Annotated in this window: 17 protein-coding genes; 3 read left to right on the top strand and 14 right to left on the bottom strand. The window is 62.3% G+C overall.

Annotation, left to right across the window (positions count from 1 at the left end):
* Window positions 1–28: 28 nt before the first annotated feature.
* Together NKJ15_RS02590 and NKJ15_RS02595 are read right to left on the bottom strand one after the other, a co-directional pair.
* Window positions 29–1813: a sensor histidine kinase gene (locus NKJ15_RS02590; protein WP_023677548.1), complete on the bottom strand. Its 1785-nt coding sequence runs from the start codon at window positions 1811–1813 to the stop codon at window positions 29–31.
* 22 nt (window positions 1814–1835) lie between these two features.
* Window positions 1836–2537 (bottom strand): response regulator transcription factor, encoded by a 702-nt coding sequence (locus tag NKJ15_RS02595; protein WP_023677547.1) that lies wholly within the window; start codon window positions 2535–2537, stop codon window positions 1836–1838.
* A gap of 342 nt (window positions 2538–2879) precedes the next feature.
* Between NKJ15_RS02595 and NKJ15_RS02600 the strand changes: the two genes are divergently transcribed.
* From NKJ15_RS02600 to NKJ15_RS02610, 3 genes are all read left to right on the top strand, one after another.
* Window positions 2880–4490, top strand: a complete 1611-nt coding sequence (locus NKJ15_RS02600; RefSeq protein ID WP_352813966.1) for a phosphoenolpyruvate carboxykinase — start codon at window positions 2880–2882, stop codon at window positions 4488–4490.
* A 79-nt stretch (window positions 4491–4569) separates the two neighbouring features.
* Window positions 4570–5007, top strand: coding sequence for an alternative ribosome rescue aminoacyl-tRNA hydrolase ArfB (arfB, locus tag NKJ15_RS02605; RefSeq protein ID WP_023677545.1), 438 nt, complete (start codon window positions 4570–4572; stop codon window positions 5005–5007).
* Window positions 5008–5138: 131 nt separating this feature from the next.
* Window positions 5139–5756, top strand: coding sequence for an alpha-ketoglutarate-dependent dioxygenase AlkB family protein (locus NKJ15_RS02610; RefSeq protein ID WP_352472574.1), 618 nt, complete (start codon window positions 5139–5141; stop codon window positions 5754–5756).
* Here the strand turns inward: NKJ15_RS02610 and NKJ15_RS02615 are convergent.
* The 12 genes from NKJ15_RS02615 to hisH all read right to left on the bottom strand — a co-directional run bounded on the left by NKJ15_RS02615 (window position 5719) and on the right by hisH (window position 15907).
* On the bottom strand, window positions 5719–7152 hold the full coding sequence (locus NKJ15_RS02615; RefSeq protein WP_352813967.1) for a hypothetical protein: 1434 nt from the start codon (window positions 7150–7152) through the stop codon (window positions 5719–5721). The two genes, NKJ15_RS02610 and NKJ15_RS02615, sit on opposite strands and share 38 nt — an antisense overlap.
* Before the next feature lie 271 nt (window positions 7153–7423).
* Window positions 7424–8998 (bottom strand): hypothetical protein, encoded by a 1575-nt coding sequence (locus NKJ15_RS02620; protein WP_352813968.1) that lies wholly within the window; start codon window positions 8996–8998, stop codon window positions 7424–7426.
* Window positions 8988–9383, bottom strand: coding sequence for a GtrA family protein (locus tag NKJ15_RS02625; protein WP_023677541.1), 396 nt, complete (start codon window positions 9381–9383; stop codon window positions 8988–8990). Before NKJ15_RS02625 ends, NKJ15_RS02620 begins: the two co-directional genes overlap by 11 nt.
* Before the next feature lie 7 nt (window positions 9384–9390).
* A complete protein-coding gene (locus NKJ15_RS02630) occupies window positions 9391–10161 on the bottom strand; it encodes a class I SAM-dependent methyltransferase (RefSeq protein WP_352813969.1) in 771 nt (256 codons plus the stop codon).
* The gene (locus tag NKJ15_RS02635) at window positions 10161–11168 is read right to left on the bottom strand and encodes a glycosyltransferase family 2 protein (RefSeq protein WP_352454814.1); all 1008 of its coding nucleotides are present in this window, start codon (window positions 11166–11168) and stop codon (window positions 10161–10163) included. Before NKJ15_RS02635 ends, NKJ15_RS02630 begins: the two co-directional genes overlap by 1 nt.
* 77 nt (window positions 11169–11245) lie before the next feature.
* A complete protein-coding gene (gene coaA / locus NKJ15_RS02640; protein ID WP_352451662.1) occupies window positions 11246–12205 on the bottom strand; it encodes a type I pantothenate kinase in 960 nt (319 codons plus the stop codon).
* Between the two features lie 18 nt (window positions 12206–12223).
* A complete protein-coding gene (locus NKJ15_RS02645; RefSeq protein ID WP_352451663.1) occupies window positions 12224–12550 on the bottom strand; it encodes a phosphoribosyl-ATP diphosphatase in 327 nt (108 codons plus the stop codon).
* A gap of 36 nt (window positions 12551–12586) precedes the next feature.
* Complete coding sequence (hisF, locus tag NKJ15_RS02650; RefSeq protein ID WP_352814122.1) at window positions 12587–13381, bottom strand: imidazole glycerol phosphate synthase subunit HisF; 795 nt, start codon at window positions 13379–13381, stop codon at window positions 12587–12589.
* A complete protein-coding gene (locus tag NKJ15_RS02655) occupies window positions 13378–14214 on the bottom strand; it encodes an arginase family protein (RefSeq protein WP_352813970.1) in 837 nt (278 codons plus the stop codon). Before NKJ15_RS02655 ends, hisF begins: the two co-directional genes overlap by 4 nt.
* Window positions 14211–14960 carry a 1-(5-phosphoribosyl)-5-[(5-phosphoribosylamino)methylideneamino]imidazole-4-carboxamide isomerase gene (gene hisA / locus NKJ15_RS02660; protein ID WP_352813972.1) on the bottom strand — a complete coding sequence of 250 codons (750 nt, stop codon included), beginning with the start codon at window positions 14958–14960 and terminating at the stop codon, window positions 14211–14213. Before hisA ends, NKJ15_RS02655 begins: the two co-directional genes overlap by 4 nt.
* 2 nt (window positions 14961–14962) lie before the next feature.
* The gene (locus tag NKJ15_RS02665; RefSeq protein WP_352472581.1) at window positions 14963–15253 is read right to left on the bottom strand and encodes a DUF1330 domain-containing protein; all 291 of its coding nucleotides are present in this window, start codon (window positions 15251–15253) and stop codon (window positions 14963–14965) included.
* 3 nt (window positions 15254–15256) lie between these two features.
* Window positions 15257–15907 (bottom strand): imidazole glycerol phosphate synthase subunit HisH, encoded by a 651-nt coding sequence (gene hisH / locus NKJ15_RS02670; protein ID WP_023677533.1) that lies wholly within the window; start codon window positions 15905–15907, stop codon window positions 15257–15259.
* Window position 15908: the final 1 nt, after the last annotated feature.

The raw sequence follows: 15908 nt of genomic DNA on the forward strand, positions 1-15908 counted from the left end.
AGGACCAGGCGTGATTGGAATTCATCCGTCAGCCTTCCGCCGGCAGCGTCACCACGAAGCGCGCGCCCTTGATCTCGCCAGGCTTGGTGCCCGGGATGTTCTCGGCGCTCAGCGTGCCGCCATGGGCTTCAACGATCTGCCTGGATATCGACAGGCCAAGGCCCGAGTTCTGACCGAACGCCTCGCCGGCCGGCCGATCGGTATAGAACCGCTCGAAAATGCGGTCGATGTTATCGGCCCGGATACCGGGTCCATTGTCGTCGATGGTGACGATGTTGAACTTGCCGGCGCGCGCCAGCGATATGGTGATGTGGCCACGTTCCTCGGGAACGAACGAGCGGGCATTCTCGATCAGGTTGGTGATCACCTGGCCGATCCTCAGATCATGACCGACGACGAAGTAGCCTTTCACGCCCTGCGGCAGTTTGGCGACCTTGAATTCGATCTCGACCGCCTTCTTGTTGCGCGTGGCCTCGCGCGAGACGGCGACCAGATCGGTGATGAACTTCTTGAGGTCGACGGTTCCTGCATCTTCCCGCGCCAGCTCGGCATCGAGACGGGAGGCATCGGAAATATCGGTGATGAGACGGTCAAGCCGCCTCACATCGTGCTGGATGATATCCATCAGCCGGCTGCGCGAATTGTCGTTCCTGGCCAGCGGCAATGTCTCCACCGCGCTGCGCAGCGAGGTAAGCGGGTTCTTCAACTCGTGCGAGACATCCGCGGCAAAACTTTCGATCGCCTCGATGCGGGCGTAGAGCGCGTTGGTCATGTCGCGCACGGCGATCGACAGATTGCCGATCTCGTCCTGGCGGTCGGAGAAGTCGGGGATTTCCTCGCGGTTCTTGACGCCGCGGCGAACCCTGACCGCCGCCGCGGAAAGCCGGCGCAGCGGGTTGGCGATGGTGGAGGCCAGCAGCATCGACAGGATGGCGGTAACCAGGGCGGCAATGCCGAACACGCGCAGGATCGCCTTGCGCTCGGCCGCGACGATCTTGTCGATGTCGCCGCCTTCGGTCGACAGCATCAGCACGCCGAGAACGGCACGGAAGCGCTGGATCGGCACCGCCACAGAAACGATCTGCTCGCCCTGCTCCGAGATCCGCACGATCGTCGACGGGCTGCCGGTAAGCGCCTTGACCACTTCCGGAAACGCGGCGCCGTTGCCACCCGGCTGCTCGCGATAGACAGGCAGCTGCTTGTTGCGGAAGAAATCGAAGACGAATTTCTGGATGCGCTCCAGAAGGTCTGGCTGTTCCTCTTCGACCGGCGGCAAATCGTAGCGAAGGATCTGGCCGCGCGAATAGAGATGGCGGGAATCGAGCAGCAGGTTGGCGTCGCGGTCGTAAATGCGGGCGCGTGTGCGCGTCGGCGAGATCAACCGCCTGAGCACCGGCGCCACGCGCTCCGGATTGATCGGGAAATCGAGATTGTCGAGCTGATCGGAGCCCGGGCCGAGGCTTTCGCCGGCCTGTAACTCGAGCAGCTTCTCCGGATCGATGCTGATCGAATCGGTCTCGACCGTCGCCGAGGCGGCGATCGCGCCGGCGATGATCTCGCCTTGAGTCATCAGGCTCTCGACACGGGCGTCGATCAGCCCGTCGCGAAAGGTATTGAGATAGAGAATGCCGGTGACCAGGACGGCCAGGCCGGCAAGGTTGAGAAAGAGGATACGCCGCGTCAGGCTGGAAAAGATGTGATGGCCGAGAAACCGGCGCATCGGCACCGTAATTTTCGACACGAAGGCGGGCAGAATCCGCGGCGGGCGCCTGGCGGCGCCCGACCGTCTCACTCGCTCTACTTGCACTGCCATCGAATAGCAGCTCCCGCTCGACTCAAGCTTCGCGGAACCGATATCCGACTCCGTAAAGGGTTTCGATCATTTCGAAGTCATCATCAACGGCCTTGAACTTTTTGCGTAGCCGCTTGATGTGACTGTCGATGGTGCGGTCATCGACATAGACCTGCTCATCATAAGCCGAATCCATCAGCGCATCACGGCTTTTTACGACCCCCGGACGCTGTGCCAGCGAATGCAGGATGAGGAACTCGGTGACGGTAAGCGTCACCGGCTCGCCCTTCCAGGTGCAGGTGTGGCGCTCCTGGTCCATGACAAGCTGGCCGCGCTCAAGCGACCGGGCCTGCTGGTTGGGCGCCTTGGCCGCCGCCTCGCGGGTGCTGGCGCGGCGCAGCACGGCGCGGACGCGCTCCACCAGAAGACGCTGCGAGAAGGGTTTGCGGATGAAGTCGTCGGCGCCCATCTTGAGGCCGAACAGTTCATCGATCTCATCGTCCTTGGAGGTCAGGAAGATTACTGGCAGGTCGGATTTCTGACGCATCCGGCGCAGCAACTCCATGCCGTCCATGCGCGGCATCTTGATGTCAAGGATGGCGAGGTTCGGCGGGCGCGCCGCCAGTCCCTCCAGCGCCGATGCCCCATCCGTGTAGGTTTCGACCCGATAACCCTCGGATTCGAGGGCGATCGAAACCGAAGTCAGAATGTTGCGATCGTCGTCGACAAGCGCGATTGTTGCCATTTCAAGCGGCTCCCTCATGAGCTGTCCCTTCTTTCGTCGAGAAGGGGCTTTTGCAGGACAAATTAGGTACAAAATGTGGCACAGGCTGTATCCGCTGTCACGCGCGGCATGTCGACGGCTACAATTGTACCTCGATATGGATTGGACGAATGAACATCGCCAATCCTTTGGGCAACCATCAGTGTTTTTGCACATATAAACGATTTAAACAACTTTCAAAATATTTAAATCGATTAATGATTTGATATCATTCGCCTTTTCTGGTTTTGACGTTTTTAGCTCCTGCAATGGGGGTTCCGGAATTCGCCGGTAAAGACGCGGTAAATCGAAGAAGGGACACCCATGTCGGAAGCCGGCAAACGCAATCCTGCATGTGCAATCGATCGCATCGGCCTGAGAACCACGGGCGTGGTACGCTATAATTTCGGCGCGGCCGCGCTCTACGAGGAGGCAATCCGCCGTGGCGAGGCCCGACTCACCGCGCATGGCGCGCTTGCCGCCGAGACCGGGCAGCACACCGGCCGCTCGCCCAGGGACAAATTCGTGGTGCGCGACGAAAGCACCGCGCCGCATATATGGTGGGACAACAACAAAGCGATTTCGCCGATCCAGTTCGATACGCTGCTTGCCGATTTTCGCGCCCACGCGGCTGGAAAGGACCTTTATGTGCAGGACCTGGTCGGCGGCGCCGACGAGGAACTGAAGCTGCCGACCAGGGTGATCACGGAGCTTGCCTGGCACTCCTTGTTCATCCGCAATCTGCTCATCCGACCGGCCGCCGCCGAACTCGAGCATTTCATGCCCGATTTGACGATCATCGACCTGCCGTCGTTCCGCGCCGATCCCGCCCGCCACGGCACGCGCGGCGAAACGGTGATTGCCGTCGATCTTTCGCACATGATCGTGTTGATCGGCGGTACCTCGTATGCCGGCGAGATGAAGAAGTCGGTGTTCACCGTGCTCAACTATCTGCTCCCGGCAAAGGGTGTGATGCCGATGCACTGCTCGGCCAATGAAGGGCCCGTCGGCGACGCGGCCGTTTTCTTCGGCCTTTCCGGGACCGGCAAGACGACGTTGTCGGCCGACCCGTCGCGCACGCTGGTCGGCGACGACGAGCATGGCTGGGGACCGCACGGCATCTTCAATTTCGAGGGCGGCTGCTATGCCAAGACGATCAAGCTTTCGGCCGAAGCCGAGCCGGAGATCTTCGCCACCACCCAGCGCTTCGGTACGGTGCTGGAGAATGTGGCGCTCGACGCAGGCCGCGTGCCGGATTTCGACGACGGCGGGCTGACCGAAAACACACGCTGCGCCTACCCGCTCCACTTCATCCCCAACGCCAGCAAGACGGGGCGCGCCAGCCACCCGAAGAACATCATCATGCTGACCGCCGACGCATTCGGTGTGATGCCGCCGATCGCGCGGCTGACCCCGGCGCAGGCCATGTACCATTTCCTCTCCGGCTATACCGCCAAGGTGGCGGGGACCGAGAAGGGCGTTACGGAACCCGAAGCGACATTTTCGACATGCTTCGGCGCACCGTTCATGCCGCGGCATCCGTCGGAATACGGCAATCTGTTGCGCGAGCTCATCGCCCGCCACGGCGTCGATTGCTGGCTGGTCAACACCGGCTGGACCGGCGGCGCCTACGGCACCGGCAAACGAATGCCGATCAAAGCAACACGGGCGCTGCTTGCGGCGGCGCTCGACGGCTCGCTAAAAGCGGCCGACTTCCGCACCGACGCCAATTTCGGTTTCGACGTACCGGTGACGGTTGCCGGCGTCGACCGCGCCATTCTCGACCCTAGATCGACCTGGATCGACAAGCCCGCCTACGACCGGCAGGCGGCAAGGCTGGTCGGCATGTTCGTCGAAAATTTCGAGAAATTCGAAGCCCATGTCGACGCCACGGTGCTCGGCGCCGCACCACGCATGCAGGTAGCGGCTGAATAGCCGTCGCCCCTGGTGATGCTTCAAGGCCCGGCTTCAATCGGGCCTTTTCTTTTTTCGCCTGCCGCGCCATGAGTGCGGCATGAACGCCGACGACAAGATCATCATTACCGACGATGCGGTGATTAATCCGGGCGACCTGCACGAGGACTTCATCCGTTCGTCCGGCCCGGGCGGCCAGAACGTCAACAAGGTGGCGACGGCAGTGCAATTGCGCTTCGATGCCGCCAATGCGGCTGGCCTGTCGGAGCGGGTGCGCGAACGGACCATCAAGCTTGCCGGCCAGCGCGCCACCAAGGACGGCGTCATCGTCATCGAAGCCGGACGCTTCCGCACCCAGGAGCAGAACCGGGCGGACGCCCGGGCGCGGCTGACGGCACTGGTCGCCAAGGCCGCCGAACCACCACCACCGCCGCGCAAGAAGACCAGGCCGTCCAAAGGCGCGGTCGAAAGACGGCTCAAGAGCAAGGCCGGGCGCGGCTCGATCAAGAAACTGCGCGGCCGGGTCGGGGATGAGTGACAGCCGAAGCGGCTTCGGATCTCAGATCGCCGGTTAAAGCGCGCAGCCACCGTCGGAGGCGGCTTTCGGGTCGCCGTTTTCATTTGACGGTGGCATTCTGATTTCTCCAGACCAACGGATTAACCGACGCGATGCTCGTACTGCCCAAAGGCGTCCGCCATATGCCCGGCTACCTGTCGCGCGCCATGCAGGAAGTGCTGGTGGAAGATATCAGGCAGGTCGTGCAGAAGGCGCCGCTGTTCGTGCCGGCGATGCCGCGTACCGGCAAGGAGATGAGCGTGCGCATGACCAATTGCGGTCCGCTGGGCTGGGTCACCGACAAAGAGCACGGCTATCGCTACCAGCCGACCCACCCGGTGACCGGAAGGCCTTGGCCGCCGATCCCGGAGATGCTGCTCGAACTGTGGCGGGATGTATCTGCCTATGCGCACCTGCCGGAAGCCTGCCTGGTCAATTTCTATTCGCAGGATGCCAAGATGGGTCTTCACCAGGATCGCGACGAGAGCGATTTCTCCGCGCCTGTCGTCTCGGTGTCGCTCGGCGACGATTGCCTGTTCCGGGTCGGCCAGACGACGCGCGACGGCGCTACCAAATCGTTCAGGCTGAGGAGCGGCGACGTCGTCGTGCTTGGCGGCGAAGGGCGGCTCTGCTTTCACGGCGTCGACCGTATCTACCCGTCGACCTCGGCATTGCTCAGGAGTGGCGGCCGCATCAATCTGACGCTGCGACGGGTGACGATGCCGAAATAGGCTGTTCGGGTGGCCGGCGGCCCGGGCGGACATAATCGTCGCGCAGATAGATGCGCTCGGTCTCGTCCTCGATAAGAATGCGGTAGTGCGCCAGGATGGCGTCAAAGCCAAAATGCCCCATCAGTTGGCTTGTCCACATCGTGTTGTTTTTCTTGAAGACGACGATATCCGGGCGCAGACGCACGAACTCTTCGCGTTTGCTTTCGACGTAGCGCGCCATGATGGCTCGGTAACGCATGGCTTCGGCGGTGTCACCCGAGAGAGCTGCCTGCCGGGACAGGGAAAGTGCGAACGCTCCAAGCCAATCGCTGACGTGGGTCGAAACGAACTGCCCATCGATCATACGGTTCAACGGATGTCCCGAGGAAATATCCGAACTAACCAACGCTACGGTCGGCCGATCGGTGGCGGCGCGAATTGCAGCAACCAGCGCCGGCCCTGGTTTCTGGGTGCTCCAGTACGGCAAGAAAGCGATTGCCACCGCCGCCAATGCCCAAGCTCGCGAAGGAGCCGTCACGAACGTCAACAGCTTCGACGGCCGCTGCACGATCCTGGGCAGTGCCAACAGGCAGAAAATGGCTGCCACAGCGCAAAAGATCGCGGGATAGGCATGATAAGACCAGCCTTTGGCTTGGTAGAACAGGGGAAACATGCCGGCGATCGATGCCGCCAACGCTACCGCCGCCAGCTCTGGAAACCGCCTGGCCGGCCACAGCCACCAGATCAGGAAGACAAGGAAACACCACGAGAAACCGTAGCCGATCACAATCGGCCAAAAGATGCCGATCTTTGCATAAACGTCCGCCAAGAGGGGATAGATGTCGCGCACGAATTCCGGATGGATCAGCGTGACCGTGCTGAGATAGACAACGCAGATGCCGCCAATGACCCAGTGTTCCAGGGCGAAGATCGATTTCAGACTGCGCCGGCGCACTGCAACGACCAGCGCCGGCGCCAACACCATGATCGCATAGTAGGGCTTGACCAGCAGCAGAATGCTGCCCGACAGGCCGGCGAGTACGGCGAGCCCGGGGTCTGGTTGGGCAGCTGCATCTCTGCGCGCGCGCCAGGCATGAAGCGCAAGCAGCGGCATGAAAAGTGCCATGCCGATATGCTCCCGCTCGCTGAAGGCATTTCCGGGGAAGACCACGAACATTGCGCAAAACGCTGGCCCCAGTGCAAACAATGATGCAGTTTCGGTGAAACCCGCACGCTTGACGATCACGCCCGAGAGCGAAAGTCCGATAAGCACGGCAAGGTATGTCCAGGCCTCAACCAGGATTTCCGGGGCGGTGCCCAGCAATCTGGCCGCAGCCACTGGCGGCAGATAGAGCCAGACGCTGAATGGGGGATTGGTCTCGTAGATTTGCGAGTAAAGCCGCTCACCGGACAGCATACGCTCGCAGACCGTGATCAGCCAGCTAGTGTCGGGAACAGTCCCCCAACGTCGCTGCCAGAAGACCGAGAAGACGGTGACTGCGGCTATGGCCAGGACATTGCGGCTAGGAAGCAGCGGCGCCGCAATATCCCGGTCGCGCCAGCGGCTCAAGCCGCCAATGTCGTTCGAGACGCTCATGCTGTTGCACCGAGGCTCTCGAGATCGAGCCATATGTCGTCCAGCGGAGCGATTGGATCCAGCCGTGTCATGGGTTTCCGGGGGCTCCAGCTCAATCGGTTTGGGGCGGCGCAGGCGCCGTGTAACGCAGATAGACAGTGATTTCCGGCTCGGCGTGCAGCAGACGATAGTCGGCCAAGGCGACCTGGATCCGCTTGTCCTGCAGCATCAGGGCAGTCCACGCCGGCGAGCCTGACAGCACGATATCGGGCTTCTTCGCTGATATCTCGGCGGCGTTTTCGCCGATCACCCGATCGCGGATGCTTTCAAGTTCCGGTCTCCGTTCGAGATCGCCGGTGACGCGGGCGAGCGTGTCCGCGTTGGAGACCGCCCAGGCGCTCGGATGGCGTGATATGAACCTGCCGCCGACCAGCCTGGCGAGGGGATGGGCAACCTGCATCTGGTCGGCAATCGACATGATGGTCGGGGTTTCGACCGTTGCGCGGATCGCGGCGACAGACCGGGCGATCGGGCCGTTATCCGTCGTCAGCGCCGCGTACTGTGCCCTGACCGCTATTTGCAGCACCAGCACGCAGCCGAAGATCAGGGCGGCCTTGCGAACGAAGCCTGCACTGCCGAATGTGCCGAACCGCACAAGCTGCATGCCAAATGCAAGTGTTGCAACAACGACCATCGGCAGCGCGTGATTGGGCCAACCCTTGCCCATGACGATGAAGGCCGGAATGAACCCCAGGGCGGTCAGGAGCGGAATCCTGACGTCCCAGTTCGTCTTTCTCAGGCCGCCGGCCGCAAGCACGGTGGCGGCGGCCAGAAGCAGCACCACTTTCGGCCAGTTTGCCAGCATATCGGCGGCAGAGGCCCTCAACGGAAGATAGACCTCCCTGACCAAGGGCAGCACGTCGCTGACGTAAGCGCGGTCGAAGAGCGCGATGGACGCGATATAGGCGGCCACGATCGCAGCGCCCACCAGGTTCTCTGCGACGAAGAGCGGTTTCAGCGACCGCCTTTCAAGCGCAAGACAGAGCGACGGCAACATGAAGGCCAGCACAAAATAGGGCGGCTTGACCATGACCACGACCGCCGCGCCGAAGCCCGCGACCATGTGCTCCAGGCGCGAGCCCGCGCTGAAATCCAGGTTCCGCTGACGTGTGCATTGCAACGCCACCCAAGGCAGAATGGCAATCAATGCGAAGTGCTCGCGTTGGCCGAATTGATCCGGCATGAAACACAGGATCAAAAACAGGGCCGCCGCTGCCGCCCACAGCGCATGGGGCTGCCGGTAGACCGGTTCATCGCGCGCGAGAATGCGGACGGAAACGGAAAGACTGGCCAGGCTCAGGCAAACGATGCCAAGCGTCAGCCAGAATTCCGCACGCATGCCAGTGAGCTTTTCCAGGAGCATGAACGGCATGTAGAGCCAGATCGAGAAAGGTGGGTTGGTCTCCACGATGTCGGTGTTGAGCCGCTCTCCGCCAAGCAGGCGGTCGCAGACGACCAGAAGCCATGACACGTCGACATTGGTCGGGATTGCAACGGTGGATAGCCAGACGGCGTATGTGACGATCAGGCAGGCCAGCAGCAACGGAGCACCCGCTACGCCCGCAAAGGGCGAGAAGCGGTTGGCGCCGGGCAGCAGTTCACTGAGGGATCGCGCGCTAGAGACCACGAAACACCCACCGCCCGAGGACGACATAGTTGATGACCGGCACGGCAATGCAGGTGAGCAGGATCGGGATTGCGGCAGGGACGCCGAGCATCTGGGTCAAAAGCCCCGGCAGGGCGATCGCGACGGCGAGGCCGGAAGCGGTGAGCAGGAGGAAGCGGGGCAATTCCATAGCGTGACTGCCGCCCGAGGTGAACGTGAAATATTTATGCCCGGTGTAGGAGAACAACGCGGCGACGGCGTAGGCCGCAAACGATGTGAGCGCCGCCGGCAAGGCTGCCGTTGCCTGTCCACGCGACAGCAGAAAAGCGCAAACGGCGTAGATCAGCGTCGACGCGATGCCAATCAGCGCAAAGCGCGATAGTCGACGATACGAGCCGGTGCCCATGACGCGGTCAAGCTGCCAATTTCTCGTCGGGGCGAGCGGTTTCGACGGCGCTGTTCTTGCGGAATACCGCCAGCAGCGAAACCCCGAAGGGCAAGCTTGCATTTGGTATGATGCGGCCTTCCGCCGAAAACACTGCCTTCATCGCTGCATTCAGTGGTTTCGGCGGCGTGGCATGACCGGCTGGCAAGGCCGGCCTGCGCAACCTGTCCACCAGTCGTGCCAGCGCCGCTACCGGGAAGAGCGCGGCATTTGTGTAGCTCAGCCGGTCGATCGCGAAACCAGCCTTTTCAATTCGTTCACGCAGCAGATTGCGTGAATAGCGCCGCATGTGATGCAGCCCAACATCATGCGTGCTCCACAACCATTGGTGTGCTGGCACCGTGAGGACGACGCCGCCGCCCGGCTTCAGCATCTGGCGGATCGCGGCAAGCGACGCCTCGTCTTCGGCGACATGTTCCAGCACGTCGAACAGGCAGACGAGGTCGCAGCTTTGCGGCGCGACAGGAATGTTGTCCGGCAGATGTCCGGCGAGGAAGTCGCGGCCGGTCTTTTCCCAGGCAATCCTGCGCGCGAGATCGCTCATCTCGACTGCCGTCACTGCGCCGAACTGCTCCAGCATCCGGATGTTGCCGCCGGTGCCGGCGCCGATCTCGACGATGCGCGCGTTTTCAGGCAGGCCGATGCTGCGAATGACCGCCTCGGCGATGGCGCGACGCCCGCAGAACCACCAATGCTCGTCTTCGGTGGCGGCCATCTGTCGGTAGGCGTCGATCTCCATCAGCTCATTCCCTCATATTTGCGGCGCACGATGTAGATCGGACGCTGCTTGATCTCGGCGTAGACCCTGCCGAGGTATTGTCCGATGATGCCGATGCCGAGTAACTGGATGCCGCCAAGGAAAAGAACACTGACCAGCAGGGAGGCGTAGCCGGGCACATCAACGCCAAAGATCATTGTCTTGGCGACGATCAGCAGGCCGTAGAGGAACGACAGCGCGGAAATCGTCGCGCCGACATAGGTCCAGATTTCAAGCGGAGCGGTGGAGAAGCTGGTGATGCCTTCGAGCGCGAAGTTCCACAGCTTCCAGCCGGAGAATTTCGACTGGCCGGCGATGCGCTGATCGCGGACATATTCGACGCTTGCGGTACGGAACCCGACCCAGGCGAACAGGCCCTTCATGAAACGACGGCGTTCGGGCAAAGACCGCAGCGCCTGGATGACCTGGCGGTCGATCAAACGGAAGTCGCCGACATCGTGCGGGATCTTCTGCTGCGCGATCCAGTTGTGAACGCGGTAGAACATCGAGGCGGAGCGCTGCTTGAGAAAGCTGTCGCTCGACCGATTGGCTCGCTTGGCCAGAACAACCTCAAAACCCTCGCGCCACTTTTCTACAAGCAGCGGAATGACATGCGGCGGATCCTGCATATCGACATCCATCGGGATCGCTGCATCGGCATCGCAGCTGTCGAGCCCCGCGGTCATCGCGGCTTCCTTGCCGAAATTGCGTGAAAGGTCGATTACGTGGATGCGTGGATCGGTTTGTTGGGCTTCGATCAGCTTTTCGAGCGTCGTATCGCTGCTGCCGTCGTTGACGAAGATGAACTCGAGGGCAACGCCTTTGTCCTTCAGCGGCGCGGTGCTTTCGCATACCGCCTTCAGGAATGGAGCAATTGCGCCTTCCTCATTGTGGACAGGCACGATCAGGGCAATCGTTGCGCCGCCGCTGCCTGGACGTGCGATGCGGTCAGCTGCCGGCCGATCGATGTTTAGGAATGGCGCATTCATTTGTTTGCCGAGCCCGCAGATCAGGCCCGACAATAGAAAGACTGGGTTAAGATGACTTTAAGGAATGTCCCGGGATTTCACAGTTTCCTGAGCGCCACTTCCTCGACCAGATGGTTGGCGCCCTTGCGCAGGATGAGATCGGCTCGGGCGCGGGTCGGCAATATATTCTCGCGCAGATTCTTCAGGTTGATGTTGGTCCACAGGCCCTCGGCGATGGCGCGGGCCGCATCCTCGGAAAGTTGCGAATAGCGGTGAAAGAAGGAGGCCGGGTCGCGGAAGGCGGTTTCGCGCAACCGCATGAAGCGGGCGATATACCAGTGATGGATCAGCGCCTCCTCGGCATCGATGTAGATGGCAAAGTCGAAGAAATCCGACAGGAAAGGCACGATCTTGCCATCCTTCGGCAGCTTGCCCGGCTGCAGGACGTTGATGCCCTCGAAGATCAGGATGTCCGGCCGGTCGATGGTCTGGAACTCGCCCGGGATGACGTCATAGGTCAGGTGCGAATAGACCGGCGCGCGGACGTTGCGCTGCGCCGATTTGATGCCGGACAGGAAGCGCAGCAGCGCGCCGACGTCGTAGCTGTCCGGAAAGCCCTTGCGCTCCATCAGGTTGTTGCGGCGCAGGACTTCGTTCGGCAGCAGGAAACCGTCGGTGGTGACCAGGTCGACCTTGGGACTCGACGGCCAGCGCGCCAGCAGCTCCTTCAGCACGCGCGCCGTGGTCGATTTGCCGACCGCGACGGAACCGGCAATGCCGATGATGAACGGTGTCTTGGCCGCGTCCAGCGCGTTGAAGAAGGCCTGGCGCTGCCTGAACAGGAGTTGACTGGCTTCGACATGAGCCGACAACAGCCGCGACATCGAAAGATAGATGCGCTCGACCTCGTGGAGATCGACCGGATCGTTCAGCGACCGCAGACGACGGACCTCGTCCTCGGTGAGCGTCATCGGCGTATCGGCGCGGAACCGCGACCATTGCTCGGCCGAGAAGAAACGATAGGGTGAATACTTCTCGGTAGGAGCGAGCTGGTCCATCGAGTTCCTCCGCAGCGATCAGCCCCGGTCCAGCCGAGACGCCTTTTCGGCGATGCCCGAACGACCGGTGCGGCGTTCAAGCTCGTTGAGCACATCGCTCAGCGGAATGCCCGCTACGCCAAGAACGACAAGCCAATGATAGATGAGATCGGCGCTTTCCGAAACAAGCGCGTCCCGGTCGGCGCTGACGGCTGCGATCACCGTTTCGACTGCCTCTTCGCCGAGTTTCTGCGCTGCCTTGCTCATGCCACGCTGAAAGAGCTTGGCCGTCCACGAATCCGGATCGCCGGAACGTGCGCGTTCGCCAATAATCTTCTCCAGATCGGAGAGCGAGAACTCGGTCATGACGGCGTTTACAGCCTCTTCTTAGCCGGAAAGGCTCTAGGACCGATTACCCGGCGAGTCCAGCCGCATCGGCAGTCCGGCCTGAGCCATGTGCAGCTTGGCTTCGGCGATGCTGTAGGTGCCGAAATGGAAGATCGACGCCGCCAGCACCGCGCCGGCATGGCCGTCGCGAATGCCTTCGACAAGGTGGTCGAGCGTGCCGACGCCACCGGAAGCGATGACCGCCACGCGTACGGCATCGGCGACCGCGCGGGTAAGGGCTATATCATAGCCGGCCTTGGTGCCGTCGCGGTCCATCGATGTCAGCAGGATCTCGCCGGCGCCGAGGTCGACCACTCGCCGAGCGAACTCGACGGCGTCGATGCCGGTCTTCTCGCGGCCGCCATGGGTGAATATCTCCCAGCGATCAGCCTCGCTCGCAGCGGACACTTTCTTGGCATCGATGGCGACGACGATGCACTGGTTGCCGAATTTGTCGGCAGCCTCGGCGACAAAATTTGGGGTCTTCACCGCCGCCGTGTTGATCGACACCTTGTCGGCGCCGGCCAGTAGCAGCTTCCTGATGTCGGCGACCTGACGGACGCCACCGCCAACGGTCAGCGGCATGAAACATTGTTCGGCGGTGCGGGCGATGACATCGAAAATGGTCTCGCGGTTTTCCGACGAGGCGGTGATGTCGAGAAAGCAGAGCTCGTCGGCGCCGGCCGCGTCATAGGCTTTTGCCGCTTCGACGGGATCGCCGGCATCGACCAGGTCGACGAAATTGACGCCCTTGACGACACGGCCGTTCTTGACGTCGAGACAGGGGATGACGCGGGCTTTCAGCATCAGATCCTCTCGATCGCCGCAAGAAAGTCGACAAGCAGCTGGCCGACGACGGGCGGAACTTCGGACTGGGAATCAAAGGCCGGGTCGTAGGCCGAGAGCGTCACGCCGACAATCGGGATTGACCTGGCCAGTCCGCAGGCAAGCTGCCGCAGCTGTTCCGGACTCGGGCCGCCCGGGTGCGCGTAGCGGTTCACCTGCAGCACATCCGGATCGAGAACATCCAGGTCGAGATGCAGATGCGCCCGCACAGTCCCTGCCGCCGTGAGCTTTCCGATCATATCGAGTGCACCGGCACATTCGGTGCGCACGATCGGCAAAGTTTCCAGCAGTCGCTTTTCGTCGGGATCGAGGTCGCGGGCATCGACCAGCATGCAGCGCGCCGGGTCTATCGGCCGGAACCCCGGAATTGCTGCCGCCATCGGATGCCAGCAGAGCCCGAGCGTCGCCGCCAGCGCCATGCCGTCGAGAAAGCCGTAGGCCGACGTCTCCGGCGTGTTGAGATCGCCATGCTGGTCGATCCAGATGATCGAATCCGCCGCTTCGCCGGCAACCGCACCGGCGGCGGTCAGGCAATTTCCAGCAAGGATAATGGGGAAGCGTCCTCCATCGCGGGCGAGGTTAACCTTGGTCGCGACGGCGTTGCAGACGGCGAAGCCGGTTGCAATTTCGCGCCCCTGCTCGTCTCCGACCTTGCCGATATCTTCGACGGCGACGTCATGGCCAGCCACGGTCAGGGCTTCGACCAGCCCACCGCCGACGATGGCGTCCGGCCCCTGGCCGCACCCTTCGTGATAGTGCCCGCTGTCGTAGGGAGCAACGATAATCGAGACCTTCACGTTTCACACCCTGCCATCGGTTTGCCACGCAGGATCGCCAATGCCTCGGCCGGGTCGATGCGGCCGTCGTAGAGGGCGCGGCCGGAGATCGCGCCTTCGAGCTTGCGGGCATCGGGCATGGTCATGCGCACGATGTCGGAGATCGAGGCGAGCCCGCCCGAGGCGATAACCGGGATCGACACCGCGTCGGCGAGATCGATGGTGGCGTCCCAGTTGATGCCAGTCAGCACACCGTCGCGGTCGATATCGGTGTAGATGATGGCGGCGACGCCGGCACCCTCGAATTTCCTCGCCAGTTCAATGACGCCGAGGCTCGAAGCCTCAGCCCAGCCTTCGACCGCGACCTTACCGCCCTTGGCGTCGATGCCGACAGCGATCTTGCCCGGGAATGCCTTGCAGGCCTGCCTGACCAGATCCGGATCGCGGACCGCCACGGTGCCAAGAATGACGCGGGCCAGCCCACGGTCGAGCCAGTCCTCGATCTGCGCCAGGGTGCGGATGCCGCCGCCGAGCTGCACCGGATTGCTCGTCGCCTTCAGGATGGCGCCGACCGCGGCGCTGTTGACGCTCTGGCCCTTGAAGGCGCCGTTGAGGTCGACGACGTGCAGCCATTCGAAGCCCTGCTCTTCGAAGACGCGCGCCTGAGCGGCGGGATCGTCATTGTAGATGGTGGCGGTCGCCATGTCGCCATGCCTGAGGCGCACGCATTTGCCGTCCTTGAGGTCTATCGCCGGAAACAGAAACACCTTCAGGCGCCTTCGACGATGACAAAGTGGCCGGTCGAGCCGGCGAGCCTGTACTTCAAGGCTTCCTGGTATTCAGGCGAGCCGTAGCATTCCAGCGCCTTTTCATAGGATTCGAATTCCACCAGCACGTGGCGATTGCCTGCCGGTCCTTCCGGGCTGGTGTACCGCCCGGCGCGCACCGGGAACTTCGCGCCGTATTTCGCGAAAGCCGCGGCATTGGCCTCGATATATCGCTTGTAGATCTCGGGATCGCGGACATCGACCATTGCCATCCAATAGCCCTTCTTGCTCATGGTTCAGGGCCTCCAGCCTAGGAAATTGGTGATCAGCGCCAGGCCCAGCGCCTGGCTCTTCTCGGGGTGGAATTGCGTTCCGGCGAGGTTGTCGCGAGCGACAGCGGCCGTTACCGGGCCGCCATAGTCGGCAACCGCCAGCACCTCATCCTCCTTCCGTGCATCGAGATGGTAGGAGTGGACGAAATAGGCGTGCAGTCCCTTGCCACCCGTCGCAATGCCGGAAAACAGCGGATGCTTGCGCTTCAGGTCAATCGTGTTCCAGCCGATCTGCGGGATCTTCAGTGTCGGATCGGCCGGCGTGATCTCCTTGACGTCGCCGGCGACCCAGCCAAAGCCCTTTGTGACGGTCTTTTCCAGGCCTCGCTCCGACATCAGCTGCATGCCGACGCAGATGCCGAGGAACGGCCGAGCCTTGGCGATCGCCACCTCCTCGACCGCTTCCCACATGCCGGCGACCGCACGCAGTCCAGCGGCGCAATCGGCATAGGCACCGACGCCGGGCAGGACGATGCGGTCGGCGGTCCTGACCCGCTCGGCATCGGCGGTGAGTTCGATCGCGGCGGCAATACCGGCTTCATGCGCGGCACGCTCGAAGGCCTTGGTGGCCGAGCGCAGATTGCCCGACCCGTAATCGATGATCGCTACCCTCATC

Source organism: Mesorhizobium sp. M0207 (assembly GCF_040321995.1).
Lineage (GTDB): Bacteria > Pseudomonadota > Alphaproteobacteria > Rhizobiales > Rhizobiaceae > Mesorhizobium.

What these genes read in the sequence shown, in the direction of transcription:
- coaA (WP_352451662.1), bottom strand. Translation starts at nt 12,205, where the DNA reads ATGGACCAGCTCGCTCCTACCGAGAAGTATTCACCCTATCGTTTCTTC.
- NKJ15_RS02665 (WP_352472581.1), bottom strand. Translation starts at nt 15,253, where the DNA reads ATGAGCAAGAAGGGCTATTGGATGGCAATGGTCGATGTCCGCGATCCC.
- NKJ15_RS02595 (WP_023677547.1), bottom strand. Translation starts at nt 2,537, where the DNA reads ATGGCAACAATCGCGCTTGTCGACGACGATCGCAACATTCTGACTTCG.
- hisH (WP_023677533.1), bottom strand. Translation starts at nt 15,907, where the DNA reads ATGAGGGTAGCGATCATCGATTACGGGTCGGGCAATCTGCGCTCGGCC.
- NKJ15_RS02615 (WP_352813967.1), bottom strand. Translation starts at nt 7,152, where the DNA reads ATGCTGTCCGGTGAGCGGCTTTACTCGCAAATCTACGAGACCAATCCC.
- NKJ15_RS02625 (WP_023677541.1), bottom strand. Translation starts at nt 9,383, where the DNA reads ATGGGCACCGGCTCGTATCGTCGACTATCGCGCTTTGCGCTGATTGGC.
- NKJ15_RS02635 (WP_352454814.1), bottom strand. Translation starts at nt 11,168, where the DNA reads ATGAATGCGCCATTCCTAAACATCGATCGGCCGGCAGCTGACCGCATC.
- NKJ15_RS02630 (WP_352813969.1), bottom strand. Translation starts at nt 10,161, where the DNA reads ATGGAGATCGACGCCTACCGACAGATGGCCGCCACCGAAGACGAGCAT.
- NKJ15_RS02600 (WP_352813966.1), top strand. Translation starts at nt 2,880, where the DNA reads ATGTCGGAAGCCGGCAAACGCAATCCTGCATGTGCAATCGATCGCATC.
- NKJ15_RS02645 (WP_352451663.1), bottom strand. Translation starts at nt 12,550, where the DNA reads ATGACCGAGTTCTCGCTCTCCGATCTGGAGAAGATTATTGGCGAACGC.
- NKJ15_RS02610 (WP_352472574.1), top strand. Translation starts at nt 5,139, where the DNA reads ATGCTCGTACTGCCCAAAGGCGTCCGCCATATGCCCGGCTACCTGTCG.
- arfB (WP_023677545.1), top strand. Translation starts at nt 4,570, where the DNA reads ATGAACGCCGACGACAAGATCATCATTACCGACGATGCGGTGATTAAT.
- NKJ15_RS02590 (WP_023677548.1), bottom strand. Translation starts at nt 1,813, where the DNA reads ATGGCAGTGCAAGTAGAGCGAGTGAGACGGTCGGGCGCCGCCAGGCGC.